This window comes from Buchnera aphidicola (Cinara strobi) (genome assembly GCF_900560745.1).
In the GTDB taxonomy this organism is placed as follows: domain Bacteria; phylum Pseudomonadota; class Gammaproteobacteria; order Enterobacterales; family Enterobacteriaceae; genus Buchnera_F; species Buchnera_F aphidicola_AJ.
Genome location: NZ_LR025085.1, coordinates 425,131 through 440,120 on the forward strand (window position 1 = coordinate 425,131; position 14,990 = coordinate 440,120).

At 23.7% G+C, this 14,990-nt stretch carries 12 protein-coding genes and 3 tRNA genes; 5 read left to right on the forward strand and 10 right to left on the reverse strand.

The window, feature by feature from the left end; translation table 11 throughout:
• Nucleotides 1-60: 60 nt before the first annotated feature.
• The 8 genes from EAO23_RS01960 to EAO23_RS01995 form a co-directional block, all read right to left on the reverse strand.
• A tRNA-His gene (locus EAO23_RS01960) sits at nt 61-136 on the reverse strand.
• A gap of 15 nt (nt 137-151) precedes the next feature.
• Nucleotides 152-226: transfer RNA gene (locus EAO23_RS01965), tRNA-Arg, on the reverse strand.
• 421 nt (nt 227-647) lie between these two features.
• Nucleotides 648-1,910, reverse strand: a complete 1,263-nt coding sequence (rho, locus tag EAO23_RS01970) for a transcription termination factor Rho (RefSeq protein ID WP_158349245.1) — start codon at nt 1,908-1,910, stop codon at nt 648-650.
• A 257-nt stretch (nt 1,911-2,167) separates the two neighbouring features.
• The gene (gene trxA, locus EAO23_RS01975) at nt 2,168-2,503 is read right to left on the reverse strand and encodes a thioredoxin (RefSeq protein WP_158349246.1); all 336 of its coding nucleotides are present in this window, start codon (nt 2,501-2,503) and stop codon (nt 2,168-2,170) included.
• A gap of 149 nt (nt 2,504-2,652) precedes the next feature.
• A complete protein-coding gene (locus EAO23_RS01980; RefSeq protein ID WP_158349247.1) occupies nt 2,653-4,587 on the reverse strand; it encodes a UvrD-helicase domain-containing protein in 1,935 nt (644 codons plus the stop codon).
• Nucleotides 4,588-4,680: 93 nt separating this feature from the next.
• Nucleotides 4,681-6,150, reverse strand: coding sequence for a ketol-acid reductoisomerase (gene ilvC / locus EAO23_RS01985; protein WP_158349248.1), 1,470 nt, complete (start codon nt 6,148-6,150; stop codon nt 4,681-4,683).
• 107 nt (nt 6,151-6,257) lie between these two features.
• Nucleotides 6,258-8,105 (reverse strand): dihydroxy-acid dehydratase, encoded by a 1,848-nt coding sequence (gene ilvD, locus EAO23_RS01990; RefSeq protein WP_158349249.1) that lies wholly within the window; start codon nt 8,103-8,105, stop codon nt 6,258-6,260.
• Between the two features lie 236 nt (nt 8,106-8,341).
• Nucleotides 8,342-8,415, reverse strand: a tRNA-Trp gene (locus EAO23_RS01995).
• 271 nt (nt 8,416-8,686) lie between these two features.
• On the opposite strand from EAO23_RS01995, the gene EAO23_RS02000 reads away from it, so the two are divergent.
• From EAO23_RS02000 to fdx, 5 genes are all read left to right on the forward strand, one after another.
• Nucleotides 8,687-9,895, forward strand: a complete 1,209-nt coding sequence (locus EAO23_RS02000) for an IscS subfamily cysteine desulfurase (protein WP_158349250.1) — start codon at nt 8,687-8,689, stop codon at nt 9,893-9,895.
• A 28-nt stretch (nt 9,896-9,923) separates the two neighbouring features.
• Nucleotides 9,924-10,310, forward strand: a complete 387-nt coding sequence (iscU, locus tag EAO23_RS02005; RefSeq protein WP_158349251.1) for a Fe-S cluster assembly scaffold IscU — start codon at nt 9,924-9,926, stop codon at nt 10,308-10,310.
• Between the two features lie 156 nt (nt 10,311-10,466).
• The gene (gene hscB, locus EAO23_RS02010) at nt 10,467-10,994 is read left to right on the forward strand and encodes a Fe-S protein assembly co-chaperone HscB (protein WP_158349252.1); all 528 of its coding nucleotides are present in this window, start codon (nt 10,467-10,469) and stop codon (nt 10,992-10,994) included.
• Nucleotides 10,991-12,493, forward strand: a complete 1,503-nt coding sequence (locus EAO23_RS02015) for an Hsp70 family protein (RefSeq protein ID WP_158349253.1) — start codon at nt 10,991-10,993, stop codon at nt 12,491-12,493. Before hscB ends, EAO23_RS02015 begins: the two co-directional genes overlap by 4 nt.
• A 74-nt stretch (nt 12,494-12,567) precedes the next feature.
• Complete coding sequence (fdx, locus tag EAO23_RS02020) at nt 12,568-12,906, forward strand: ISC system 2Fe-2S type ferredoxin (protein WP_158349254.1); 339 nt, start codon at nt 12,568-12,570, stop codon at nt 12,904-12,906.
• Here the strand turns inward: fdx and der are convergent.
• Together der and EAO23_RS02030 are read right to left on the reverse strand one after the other, a co-directional pair.
• A complete protein-coding gene (der, locus tag EAO23_RS02025) occupies nt 12,899-14,278 on the reverse strand; it encodes a ribosome biogenesis GTPase Der (RefSeq protein ID WP_158349255.1) in 1,380 nt (459 codons plus the stop codon). The genes fdx and der overlap by 8 nt on opposite strands.
• The gene (locus tag EAO23_RS02030) at nt 14,275-14,775 is read right to left on the reverse strand and encodes a tetratricopeptide repeat protein (protein WP_158349256.1); all 501 of its coding nucleotides are present in this window, start codon (nt 14,773-14,775) and stop codon (nt 14,275-14,277) included. The genes der and EAO23_RS02030 overlap by 4 nt, the downstream gene beginning before the upstream one ends.
• Between the last annotated feature and the right edge of the window lie 215 nt (nt 14,776-14,990).

A 14,990-nucleotide genomic window follows, 5' to 3' on the forward strand; every position in this document is an offset into this window, starting at 1 on the left:
ATAAATAGAAATTATATTTATAATATATTTGTTAAATATAATTATCCCCATAATATTATATGGGGTGGTCAATGGGACTTGAACCCATGACCGCTGGAATCACAATCCAGAGCTCTACCAACTAAGCTATGACCACCAAAAAATTACAAATTGCGTCCGACAGGATTTGAACCTGACACCTTTACTTTCGGAAAGTAATGCTCTATCCATACTGAGCTACGGACGCAAAAGCTATTTATATATTTTATATATAAAAAATAATATTTATTATAGAATATATTTCTTATCTATTAAATATTATATAGTGAAAAGCAAGAAAAATCTAGTATTTTATATATATTTTAATCAATAAAAACAGAAATACATAGGAATTAATTAAAATATTTAGTATTCAAAATAATTATTTAAAATTAAAAGTAAATTAAAATAACAGTGATAAAGAAAATACGGGAAATAATAATTATATCAGTTTAAATAAATATATACTTATTTAAAAAATTGTTATTTTAAATAAAATTTTTTTAATTAAAAATCTAATGATAAAATAGTTACTTAAATACATTTAAATTATGTTATTTTATGATTTTAAAATAATGAAATTTCTATTTGATATAAATAATTTAAAATATATAAATAATTTTTAATTATTATTTAGATCTCTTCATCATATCAAAAAATTCATTATTAGTTTTTGTCATGGAAAGTTTATTAATTAGAAATTCCATAGCATCGATTTCACTCATTGGATGAATAATTTTTCTTAAAATCCACATCTTTTGTAATTCTTCAGGGATAGTCAATAATTCTTCTCTCCTTGTCCCTGAACGATTATAATCAATGGCAGGAAAAACACGTTTTTCTGCTATTTTTCTAGATAATGGGAGTTCCATATTACCAGTTCCTTTAAATTCTTCATAAATTACTTCATCCATTTTAGAACCAGTATCTATTAATGCAGTAGCAATAATAGTTAAACTACCTCCCTCTTTAACATTACGGGCTGCGCCAAAAAATCTTTTAGGTCGATGTAATGCATTTGCATCAACACCTCCTGTTAACACCTTCCCTGAAGCAGGGACAACCGTATTGTATGCTCGTGCTAATCTTGTAATAGAATCCAATAAAATAATTACATCTTTCTTATGTTCTACTAATCGCTTAGCTCTTTCAATTACCATCTCTGCTACTTGAACATGTCTAGAAGCCGGTTCATCAAAAGTAGAGGCCACTACTTCACCTTTTACCAAACGCTGCATTTCAGTTACTTCTTCAGGGCGTTCGTCAATTAACAAAACCATCAAAACGCAATCTGGATGATTATGTGCAATACTTTGAGCTATATTCTGTAACAACATAGTTTTTCCGGCTTTAGGCGGGGCTACAATCAATCCTCTTTGTCCTCTTCCAATAGGAGATGCTAAATCTAAAACGCGGGCAGTTAAATCTTCTTTAGATCCATTACCTCGTTCCATTTTTAATCTAGAATTTGCATGCAGTGGGGTTAAATTTTCAAATAAAATTTTACTACGTGCATTTTCAGGTTGATCATAGTTTACTTTATTTACTTTTAATAAAGCAAAATATCTTTCTCCTTCTTTTGGAGGTCTAATCTTTCCAGAAATTGTATCTCCTGTTCTTAAATTAAAACGACGAATTTGACTAGGTGATACATAAATATCATCAGGTCCAGCTAAATATGAACTATCTGAAGATCTAAGAAAACCAAATCCATCTTGCAAAATTTCTAATACTCCATCTCCAAATATATCTTCTCCACTTTTTGAATGTTGTTTTAATATAGAAAATATAATGTCTTGTTTACGAATTCGCGCTAAATTTTCTAGACCAATTCCTTCACCTAAAATAATAAGTTTTGAAACTGATGTATTTTTTAATTCGGTAAGATTCATAATAGTGAATTTCTTAAGCTATTTAGAAAAAATGTTTATGTAAAACATGTATGCATATAAACATATGAAAAACTATAATGATATTTATTAAAAATATTAAATATACAGTTAATATAAAAAGTATATTGAAGTAAATATATAATTATTTTTATTTATAAATAAAAATAATTTTATTTATAAATAAAATTATTTTTCTATCATACTTGTAATGATAGAATAAAAAATCGATATTTATGTTAATAAATAAAATTTTTAACTTAACCAATTATCTTGTCATCTAAAAATTTTTTTAATTCTATCTTTGATATTACTCCTATTTTTGTTCCAATTATTTTATTTTTATTAAATAATAATAAAGTTGGGATACCTCGAATAGAATATTTCATAGGTATTTTTTTATTCATATCAATATTCATTTTTCCAACAAGAATTTTTTTAAAATACTCATTAGCAATCTCTTCTAATACAGGCGATAAAACTTTACACGGGCCACACCAATCAGCCCAAAAATCTACTAGTACATATTTTTTTTCAGAAAAAATTTTATTTTCAAAATTTTGATCAGTTAATTCGATAATTTTAGTAATTTTCATAAACGCCTTAAGTTATATTTTTTAATAAAAATTTTTAATTATTTAATAAAATCAATAAAGGTTTTATTAATACATTTAAAAATATATAAATTATGAAAAAAAAGAAAAATATTAAAAAATATTATTTTAATTTTAATTAATTAAAATTTTTATATCCAATATAATTCTTCTTTAGGTAATTCAAATAAAAATCGACTTGGTTGCAAATTAATTAACGCTCCAAACTTTTTCTTAGTTTTACAAAAACTAAGAAAAAGTTGTTTTTTAGCTCTAGTAATACCAACATACATTAAACGACGTTCTTCTTTTACATTTTTATCAATAATACTTTTTTGATGAGGTAAAGTTCCCTCTTCTAATCCAATAATACATACTACTGAAAACTCTAACCCTTTAGATGCATGTATTGTCATTAATTGTAACTTATTAGATTTATCTTTAACATTATCTCTAAAAGAATCATTTAATTCACCACAAGTAAATCGTATTAATATATCTTCTAAACAAATAGGTGAATTTAAATGATCACCAGAAAGAGTTTTTTGTAACCAATCAGAAAAAAATATTACTTCTTGTATTTTTCGATTTATCATATTTAAATCTTTATCATTCTGTTTAATCCATTGAAAATAATTAATATCTTGAATCACTTGTTTTAAAATTATTTTTGGATTATCAATTAATAATGATGATAATTTTATTATCCATAAAGTAAAGTTGTTTAAATATAGTGTAGTATTTTTTTTTAACTGTAATTGCATTTTTTTATTTAAACTTGCTTCAAATAAACTAATTTTCTGAATTTTAGCAAATAATTTTAATTTAGATAATGTAACTAGTCCGATTCTTCTATTTGGAGTATTTATGATACGTAAAAAAGCTAAATCATCATTTTGATTAACAATAAGTCTTAAGTATGCCAGTAAATTTTTAATTTCCGATAAATTAAAAAAAGAAAATCCAGAATGAATACAATATGGAATATTTTGAAAAATTAATTCAGACTCTACTATTTTAGCTTGAGAATTACTCCGATATAAAATAGCGTAATCATGATATCTTAAATTATTATTATTTTTATGTGTACAAATATATTTAATAATTTTCTGAGCTTCATTTACTTCATTAACACACATAGATGCATAAATTCTATTACCATAATCTAATTGTGAAAATAATTTTTTATTAAAAACATTAGAATTGTTTGAAATTAAAATATTAGCTGCGTTTAATATACAACCAGAAGATCGATAATTTTGTTCCATTTTAAGAATATTTAAATGAGGAAAATCATCTTTTAATAAATAAAAAATGTCAGGTTGAGCCCCCCTCCATGAGTAAATCGACTGATCATCGTCTCCTACTACAGTAAAATTTGAATTATGGCCACATAATAGTTTAATTAATTTATATTGACTCATATTAATATCTTGATATTCATCAACTAATAAATATTGAACTTTTTCCTGCCATCGTAATCGAGCATCAATATTATTTTTTAGTAAAATCGTTGGAAGAAAAATTAAATCATTAAAATCTAAAATATTATGCCTTTTTAAAAAATTATCATACTGTTCATAAAAAAAAATACATTTTTTTTCTAATGGATTTATTGCAAATTTCCTAGCTATACTAGGATTAAGTAGTTTATTTTTCCAATAGGAAATTTGATGCAGTAATTGTTTTAAAAAAAACAAATTACTGTCATTCTTACTCGTATATATTATATTTTTTAATAAATTTAACTGATCATATTCATCAAATAATGTAAAATTTGATTTTAAACCTAAAATTTTATATTCATTGCGAATAATTTTTAAACCTAACGAATGAAATGTAGATACTAAAATATCTTGGATTTGTTTAACAGTTAATATTTTCAATAAACGCGACTCAATCTCTTTAGCAGCTCTATTGGTAAATGTAACTACAATAATTTTTTTAGGATCATATTGATATATTTGAATTAAAGTAATTAATTTATTAATTATAACACTAGTTTTTCCTGAACCTGCTCCAGCTAAAATTAAACAAGGATCGTTAATAATATGAATAGCTTTTTTTTGAATTTCATTTAATATCATAAATATAACATTATAAAAATAATCTTGAGAATTTATTCATCATAAAAAAATAACTTAATCAATAAATTATATGAACTGTTTTCAATGATTTTATTATGCATTACATCTAGCATGTTTCATGTACAGACGTAATTTTTCTCCAATTCTTTCAATTTTATGTTGATAAGTTAAAGTATTTATTTCTAACAATTTAGAATTACTTATATTTTTCTCTGAAATGGATTCCCCTAAATCCTCACAATTTATAGAAGTTAAAAATTTATTTAAAATAGGGAGAGCTCGCTCTGAAAATAAATAACTTCCATATTCAGCTGTATCTGAAATAACCAAATTCATTTCATATAATCTTTTTCTAGAAATAGTATTTGTAATCAATGGTAATTCATGCAAAGATTCATAATATGCTGATTCTGGAGTAATCCCCGTCTCAATCATAGTTTCAAAAGATAATTCAACACCAGCTTTTAACATTGCTACCATTAACGTACACTTTTCAAAATATTCATAATTTTCTATATTTCGATTAGTATACAAGCAAGCATTTTCAAATTTTGTTTTTTTTAAATCATTTCTCCATATATTTAATTGATAATCTTTATTTTTCCAATCACTCATCATTTTTTTAGAAAAAACTCCAGAAATAATATCATCCATATGCAAAGAAAATAATGGTTTCAATAAATTTTTTAATTTTAATGATAATTCATAAGCTCTAACTTTTGCAGAACTAGATAAACGAGCTAATAAAAGTGTTATCCCGCCTTCTTTCATACATTCAGCTAGTTTTTCCCATCCAAATTGTAAAATTGTTGCAGAATAATCTGAACTGTATCCCTTCTCTATTAAATGGTTATAACATGCTAACGAACAGGCTTGTAGCATCCCACATAAAATGGTTTGTTCTCCCATCAAATCAGATTTTACTTCAGCAACAAAAGAAGATCTTAAAATTCCAGCTTTATGTGAACCTAAACCAAAAGCCCATGCTTTAGCAATATCTAATCCTTTAGAATAAGGATCATTCTTTTTATGTACAGCAATTAAAGCAGGGACACCAAAACCTATTAAAAATTCTTTTCGAACTTCTGTCCCGGGACATTTTGGAGCAACCATAATAACAGTAATATCAGGACGAATACATTCACCTTCTTCAACAATATTAAATCCATGAGAATAACCTAAAACAGATCCATGCTTCATCAAAATTTGTAATTTTTTAACTACATTTGAGTGTTGTTTATCAGGAGTTAAATTAATTACTAAATCAGCATTAGGAATTAATTTTTCATATGTATCTACAAAAAATTTTTCTTTAATAGCATTAGACCATGAAATAGATTTATTTTTTATTGAATCTTCTCGAAGAGCAAAAGAAACTTGATATCCTGAATCTCGTAAATTTAAACCTTGATTTAATCCTTGTGCCCCACACCCAACTATAACAATATTTTTTTTTTTCAAAAATTTATAACATTTAGAAAATTCATTTTTTTTCATTAAAGATCCAGTTTTTAATTCGATTAACTTTTCTCTAAATGAAAGAGAATTAAAAAAATTTGACATTTATTCTTTATCCTTTGTTAATTGTTTTAAAAACAATAAATTAATTCATATACATTTTATTTTTATAAAATTTAGTAAAAATATTGTATTCAAAAATTAATTAATTACTAATAAATTTTACTAATATCTCGAATAGCCCCAGTATCTGCACTAGTAGCTAATAAACTATATATCTTTAATGAATCAGAAATAACCCTAAAACGTCTTTTTGGTGTATATGCTTTTTTACCTCTTTTTTCTTCTATTTTTTTTCTATATTCTAGTTCCTTAGAAGAAACATCTAAACTTAGAATTCGTTTAGGAATATTAATACTAATTATATCCCCATCATAAACTAAAGCAATAAGTCCTTGACTAGCAGCTTCAGGAGAAATATGACCAACAGAAACTCCAGATGTACCCCCGGAAAATCTTCCATCAGTTACCAAAGCACATTTTTTATCTAATCCAACAGATTTTAAATATGTAGTAGGATATAACATTTCTTGCATTCCTGGTCCACCACGTGGTCCTTCATACCTAATAACAATTACATCTCCAGATTTTACCTGATTATTTAATATAGCTTCTACAGCATCATCTTGACTTTCATATACTTTAGCCGGTCCAGAAAAAATCATGTTTTCTTTATCAATAGCAGCTGTTTTAACTATACTTCCGTTAATAGCTAAATTACCTTTTAAAACAGCTAACCCTCCATCTTGATTATAAGCATATTTCTTGGAGCGAATACATCCACTTTTACGATTAGTATCTAATTTAGACCATCTAAATGATTGTGAAAATGGAATAATAGTTTTAATTCCACCCGGACCTGCAGAAAAAAAAGAAAAATTTCTAATGTTATTATTGTTAATAATATTATATTTATTAATGGTATCTAATAATGTCAATCCTAATATATTACGAGCTGAAGTATATAACAAATTCATTTTATTTAATTCAAATAAAATTCCAAAAATTCCCCCAGAACGATGCAAATCCTCTACATGATACTCAGAAGTACTTGGAGATAATTTGCATAAATGTGGAACTTTTCTAGATAAATAATCAATATCTTTCATTGTAAAATTTATTTGAGCTTCATGAGCCATAGCTAATAAATGTAAGATAGTATTAGTGGATCCCCCCATAGCGATATCTAAAATCATAGCATTTTTTAAAGTATGACGCGTTACTATATTTCGTGGTAATACGTTAGTGTTATTATTTAAATAATAATCTTTAGTATTTTTAACAATTATCTTTGCAGCATTTAAAAATAACCTCTTTCGATCACTATGTGTAGCTAAAAGCGTTCCATTTCCCGGTAATGATAAACCAATAGCTTCAGTTAAACAATTCATGGAATTAGCTGTAAACATCCCAGAACAAGAACCGCAAGTGGGGCAAGAGGAGTTTTCAATTTCTGATAACAACTGATCTGAAGTATTTTTATTTGCTCCATGGGAAATAGCATCAACTAAGTCAATTTTTATAAGTTTATTATTTAATTTTATTTTTCCTGCTTCCATTGGCCCACCTGAAACAAATACAGAAGGGATATTTAATCTTAACGCAGCTAATAACATTCCTGGAGTAATTTTATCACAATTAGAAATACAAACCATTGCATCAACACAATGTGCATTAATCATGTATTCAATAGAATCTGCAATTAATTCTCTTGATGGAAGAGAATAAAGCATTCCAGAATGGCCCATTGCTATCCCGTCATCTATAGCAATAGTATTAAACTCTTTAGAAATTCCTCCATATTTTTCTATTTCTAAAGACACTAATTTTCCTAATTTTCGTAAATGTATATGACCTGGTACAAATTCAGTAAACGAGTTAACAACTGCAATAATCGGTTTTCCAAAATCTTGATCGCGAACGCCTGTTGCTCTCCATAGTGCTCTTGCACCAGCCATATTCTTCCCATTAATTGTTGTAGATGAGCGATATATAGGCATACAAGTCACTTCCTTCAATGTAATTTAAAAATATAATTTTTATTATTAATTTAGATATTTTAAAAAATATATTTTAATACAAAATAAGTGTTTTTAATATAATAAAAAATTTAAATTTTTATTAATATCTGATAGGTAAAAATTGATAAGATATATAAAAAGTTTTTTAAAACTTTTTAAATATTAAAATATATGACTGAAAGTTATAAACGTAATATTTAAAATAATAAAATTTCCAGGGGTGGAGGGAATTGAACCCACAACTTTCGGTTTTGGAGACCGATGCTCTACCATATTGAACTACACCCCTAATAAATTAAACTAATCTCAATATTTAATAAAATAAAAATATTCTATTTATAATTATTATACATCAGGAATTAAAAAAATTCAACTAAACAAGATATCTTAAAAATGAATAAAAATATATAATAAAATAGTTAACTGATATTACATAATATATATCACATAATTTTTATTTTATTTACACAGACAGTAAAATAAAATATATAATAACCCTAAAATAGGATATTAAAAAATTTAATTGTTAATTATCAGCTAATATAAGGATCATGAGTTTAATGAAATTACCTATTTATTTAGATTATGCAGCTACAACACCAGTAGACCCTAAAGTAAAAAAAAAGATGAACAAATATTTTTCAATAAACGATATTTTCGGGAATCCAGCATCTAGATCACATAAATTTGGCTGGGAAGCTGAAGAAGCTATCGATATTGCAAGAAATAAAATAGCTAAACTTATTGGAGCGGATTCAAGGGAAATAATTTTTACTTCCGGGGCTACTGAATCCAATAATTTAGCTATTAAAGGAATTTATGATTTTCATGGTAATAAAAAAATACATATTATCACTAGTCAAATAGAACATAAATCTGTTTTGGATTGTTGTAGATTTTTAGAAAATAAAGGATGTTGTATAACATATTTAAAAACTAATAAATATGGTATTATTGACATAGCTGAAATTAAAAAAAAAATTAATAAAAATACATTATTAATTTCAATTATGTACGTTAATAACGAAATTGGATCAATACAAAAAATCAAAAAAATTGGAGATCTTTGTAAAAAAAGGAAAATTTTTTTTCATGTGGATGCTACTCAAAGTATTGGAAAAATTAAAATAGATATAAAAAATTTAAATATTGACTTACTTTCCTTTTCTTCGCATAAAATATATGGACCCAAAGGAATTGGTGCCTTATATATACGAAGAAAACCACGTATTCGATTATCACCTCAAATACATGGAGGTGGACATGAAAGAGGTTTTCGTTCAGGAACACTTCCTGTTCATCAAATCGTAGGTTTTGGAGAGGCATGTAAAATATTAAAAAAAAATATGAAAAAAGATATTTTACATACAAATAGTTTACGACATATTTTATGGAATGGATTAAAAGATATTCCAGAAATATATTTAAATAGTCATTTTGATTATACTATCGGAAACATAATTAATATTAGTTTTAATTTTATTGAAGGTGAGTCATTACTGATGGCTTTAAAAAATTTAGCAGTCTCATCAGGATCAGCATGCACTTCGGCAAGTTTAGAGCCTTCATATGTATTACGAGCTATAGGAGTTAAAGACGAATTAGCCCATAGTTCCATTCGATTTTCCTTAGGTCGCTTTACAACTTTAGAAGAAATTAAATATTCAATTATAGCTATCCGAGAAGCTGTTAATAAATTAAGAAAATTATCTCCGTTATGGGATATGTATAAATCTGGTATTAATATGGATAAAATTATTTGGAATTAATACCTTTATATAAAAGGAAATAGAAATTATGGCTTACAGTAAAAAAGTATTAGATCATTATGAAAATCCAAGAAATGTTGGATCGTTTTCTGAAAAAAAAAAAAATATAGGAACTAGTTTAGTAGGAGCCCCGGCATGTGGAGATGTCATGAAACTGCAAATTAAAGTGAATGATTGTGGAATTATAGAAGACGCTTGTTTTAAAACATATGGATGCGGATCTGCTATTGCTTCTAGTTCATTAATGACAGAATGGGTTAAAGGAAAAACTTTGAAAGAAGCTAAAAAAATAAAAAATACGGATATCGCGAAAGAATTAGAATTACCACCAGTTAAAATTCATTGCTCTATTTTAGCAGAAGATGCTATTAAAAAAGCAATTGCAAATTATCATGAAAAAAAAAAAAAAGAATAAAAAAATTTATATCAGTGCTGAAATAAATTAAATTTTATTCAGCACTATTTTTATAATAAAAATAAATGTTTTTCTAAAAATAAAAATAAAATAAAAAATAAATTTTTATTTTATGTACATATTTAAAAAAGCAAATTATTCAATATAGGTTTTTTAATGAATTACTTTCATTTATTTAAGATTCCTCAAAAATTTAGAATTAATAAAAAAAAATTAGTTGAAAAATTTTATAAGTTACAATTAAAATATCATCCAGATTTTATAAAAAAAAAAGATTTAAATAAAAAAAAAAAAATACTAATATCGATTAAAATTAATCAAGGTTTTAAAGTTTTAAAAAATAAATTTTTAAGAGCAAAACATTTATTAAAAATTAAGAAAAAAAAATATTGCATTAAAGAGGAAAAGTTTTTTAATCAAGATCAAATATTATTTAAACAATTTCAATTACACGAAAAAATAGAAAATATAAAAAAAAAAATAAATTCATTAACAGAAATTAATAATTTAATTGAAAAATTAAATCAAAAAATTAAATTTTATTTTCTAAAATTTAATGAAATGATTAAAAATAAAAAAATTAATTATGCTGAAAAATTTTTATTTAAAATATCATTTTCTTATAAAATTTTAAAAAAAGCAAAAAAATCAAAAAAACAAATATTACATAGGAACAAGAAATGAAAAAAAAAAAAATTGTTGTAGGTATTGATTTTGGGACTACATATTGCTTGATGTCTGTTGTTGAAAATAAAAAAGTAAAAATTATTACAGGATTAGATAAGAAAAATATGTTTCCTTCAATTTTACATATGCAAGAAAAAAAAATTTCTATAGGTTGGGAAGCGAAAAAGTTTATATCTACAGACCCCGCTAACACTATTTCATCTATTAAACGATTTATTGGAATATCACTTGAAGAGATAAATAAAAGAAAATTAAATATTCCATACACAATATCTATAAACAATAAAAATGAATTAATGTTTCATACAAATACTGGAAAAATTACTGTTTCTTTCATTATTCAACAATTTTTTAAGTACATTAAAAGCATAATAGAAAAAAAATCTGACAAAATTATTTCTGGTGTAGTAATTACAGTTCCAGCTTATTTTAATAATATACAAAAAAATATAATACGAAAATCAGCAGAAGAAACCGAATTAAAAGTACTACGTTTACTCAATGAACCTACAGCTGCTGCCATTGCTTATGGATTAGAAAAAAAAAGAGAAGGAATAATATGTGTTTATGATTTAGGGGGGGGAACATTTGATGTCTCTATTTTAAGAATATCAAAAGGAATATTTGAAGTTCTTGCTACTAATGGGGATTGTAATTTGGGTGGGGATGATTTTGATTTTTTGTTAGCAAATTTTTTATATTCTCAAATAAAAAACAAAAAAAAAATAGATAATATTCTATTTAAAAAATTACTGATTATTGCAGAACGTTTGAAAATTAAATTAAGTAAAAAAGAAAATGTAGAAATAAAATTTCTAAATAAAAAAATAACTTGTTCACAAATAGAATTTAATGAATTAATTAAAACACATATTCAAAAGACTATAAAATTAATAAAGATTGCATTGCATGATGCAGATGTCGATGTAAATGAAGTAAATGATGTAATTTTAGTAGGTGGTTCAACATATATTCCTTTTGTTCGAAATAGTATTTATTCTTTTTTTAATCTTAAACCATTAGTTTTAATTAATCCAGTAGAAGTGGTTGCAAGAGGAGCAGGGTTACATGCAGATTTTTTAAATCATAACAAAAAAAATAAAAATAATTCTATTTTACTTTTAGATGTTATCCCAATTTCCATTGGAATTGAATTAATGGGCGGGATAATGGAAAAAATGCTAAAAAAGAATACTACAATTCCTACTGAAACTAATAGAATATTTACTACTTTTAAAAATTATCAAACAGGATTTTGTATAAATATTTTTCAAGGGGAAGATAAATATGTAAAAAATTGTACTTTATTAAAAAAATTTAAAATTAAAAATTTACCACCTAAACTAGCAGGAAAAATAAAAATTCTTGTAATATTTCGTATAAATGTAGACGGATTATTGACTGTTATTATTCAAGAAAAAAAAATTAATTTTGAACAAAATATTGAAATTGATACAATCTATTTTAGAACAAAATTATACAAAAGAAAAAAATAAGGTTTTTTTATAAATATATAAATTTTGTAGAATTAAATTTATTAATTTTATATTACATTATTCAGAGAAAAAAAATGCCAAATATAATTTTTCATCCACAAAAATTTATTTTACCAAACGGTTTATCTGTTAAGGGTAAAATCGGTGATACTATTCTTGATATTGCGCTAAAAAATAAAATAAAAATGGAGCATGCTTGTGAAAAGTCATGTGCATGTTGTACATGTCATTGTATCATCAGAAAAGGTTTTTATTCTTTATCCCCTTGTAAGGAAAAGGAAGAGGATTTACTAGATAAGGCTTGGGGTTTAGAAAAATATAGTCGTTTAGGTTGTCAAGCACGATTAGGAAAAGAAGATATTGAGGTAGAAATTCCATTATATACAGTTAATCACGTGAAAGAATCTAATTAATTTTTTTTTTATTATTATAATATGGATTATCACCATTCTTAAAAAATAATCGAATGGGTGTATTCGGGATTTGTAATTCTTTTTGTAAAAAATGCATCAAATATTTTTTATATGTTTGAGGAATATAATTAGTATTATTTCCATGTATTATAATAAATATTGGTTTTTTACCGCCTAAATGTGCATACTTTAAACGTATTACTTTTCCTGTTGCACCCAGAGGAATTGGGTGTTGTAGTATTGCTTTTTTAATTATATTTGTTAAATATGAAGGATTAAATTCTTGAATTGTTTCTTTATAAACAATTAAAATATAAGAAAAAAGATTTTTAAATCCCTCTTTGTATAATGCAGAGACATATAATATTTTAATATTTTTAATAAATTTTAAACGAAAATTCATAATACTCTGAATTTTTTTTTTATTATTTTTTTTAATTAAATCCCATTTATTTACTAAAATAAAAAATGAACAACCTTTTTTAATTAAATTGCCAATAATTGATAAATCCTGAGAACATATTCCAGTAGATGCATCAATTATCATAATAATAATGTTATTTTTTTTTATTTCTTGTATTAATTTAATATAAGAAACTTTTTCTAATTTAGTATTATTTTTTTTTTTTATTCCTGCTGTATCTGTAAAAATATATTCTATATTTTTTTTTTTAACTGTAATTTTTATAATATCTCGAGTAGTACCAGGTATATTGCTTGTTATCATTCTATTTTTTTTTGAAACAAAATTAATAATAGAAGATTTTCCTACATTAGGTTTACCAATTAAACAAATATTTATTTTGCAAATAATATTTTTTTTTTCATTAAGTTTAACATCTTTGATTTTTTCTTTTTTTTTAATTTTATTCCAAATATAAATTATCTTTTTTAATGTTTTATTGATCCCTATTCGATGCAAAATAGAAATTAAACAAAAATCTTTTATTCCAAATTCATAAAAATCAATTATATTATCTTTTCTTTTTAAAAAATCAATTTTGTTTATTAACAATAAAATTTTTTTATTTTTTTTTCTTAATTTTTTAAGTATTAAATAATCTAATTTTGTAATACCTGTATAAATATCAACAATAAAAATTATAAAATTTGATTCTTTAATTGATTTTTTTGTTTGTTGATACGATTCTTTTTGAATTAAATCAATATTTTTTTTATTTTTAAAATTTTCAATTCCAGCTGTATCTATGATGCAAAAATTAGTATTTTTAATTGTAAAATAGCCATAATTACGGTCTCTAGTAGTTTTTTCGGACTTATCTACCAATGACTGACGAGATTGAGTTAATAAATTAAATAAACTCGATTTACCTACATTAGAGCGTCCAATTAAAGAAATAACTGGAATCATTTTATATTTCTCTTTTTAGAAAGTAGAATATTTTTATAATTTTCAAATACAATTTTCCAAGAATCATCTTTTACATGTTTAATAACTTTTAAAGCTAAAGAAAAATCTTTTTTTTTAATATAAATTTTTACTAAATTTAATTTAGTTAAATAAATTAAATTTTCTTCAGGATTAAAAGATAAAATTTTTTTTAATATTTTAATAGAATTATTATATTTATGCTGAACAAAATATTTTTTTGCAAGATTCATTCCAACTAAAATACCGTAAATATTTTTATTTTTCTTAAAAAACAATATTTCTTTTTTAGTTATTTTAAGATTTTTTTCTTCATTAAGATCTACTATATTTTTAAATTCTTCTATTATTTTTTCATGATTTATTTTTATATTTTTTTTTTGTATTAAAAATGTACAGATTGATAATACAAATAAAAAAAACAAAAAAATCAAAAAAAAAATTTTTTTATATTTCAAAAAAACATTTTTTTTTTTCATATTTATTCTTTTAAGAAATTATTTTTTTCTAAATTTTATTTAAAATACCATATTTAATTTTTTTTTTCTACATATTTTTATATATTTTTATATATATATATATATATTATAAATAAATATATATATATTATAAATACGTACATATATAATATATGTATTTATACATAAGTACACACATATGTGTAAATACATATAAATATGTATTTACACATATG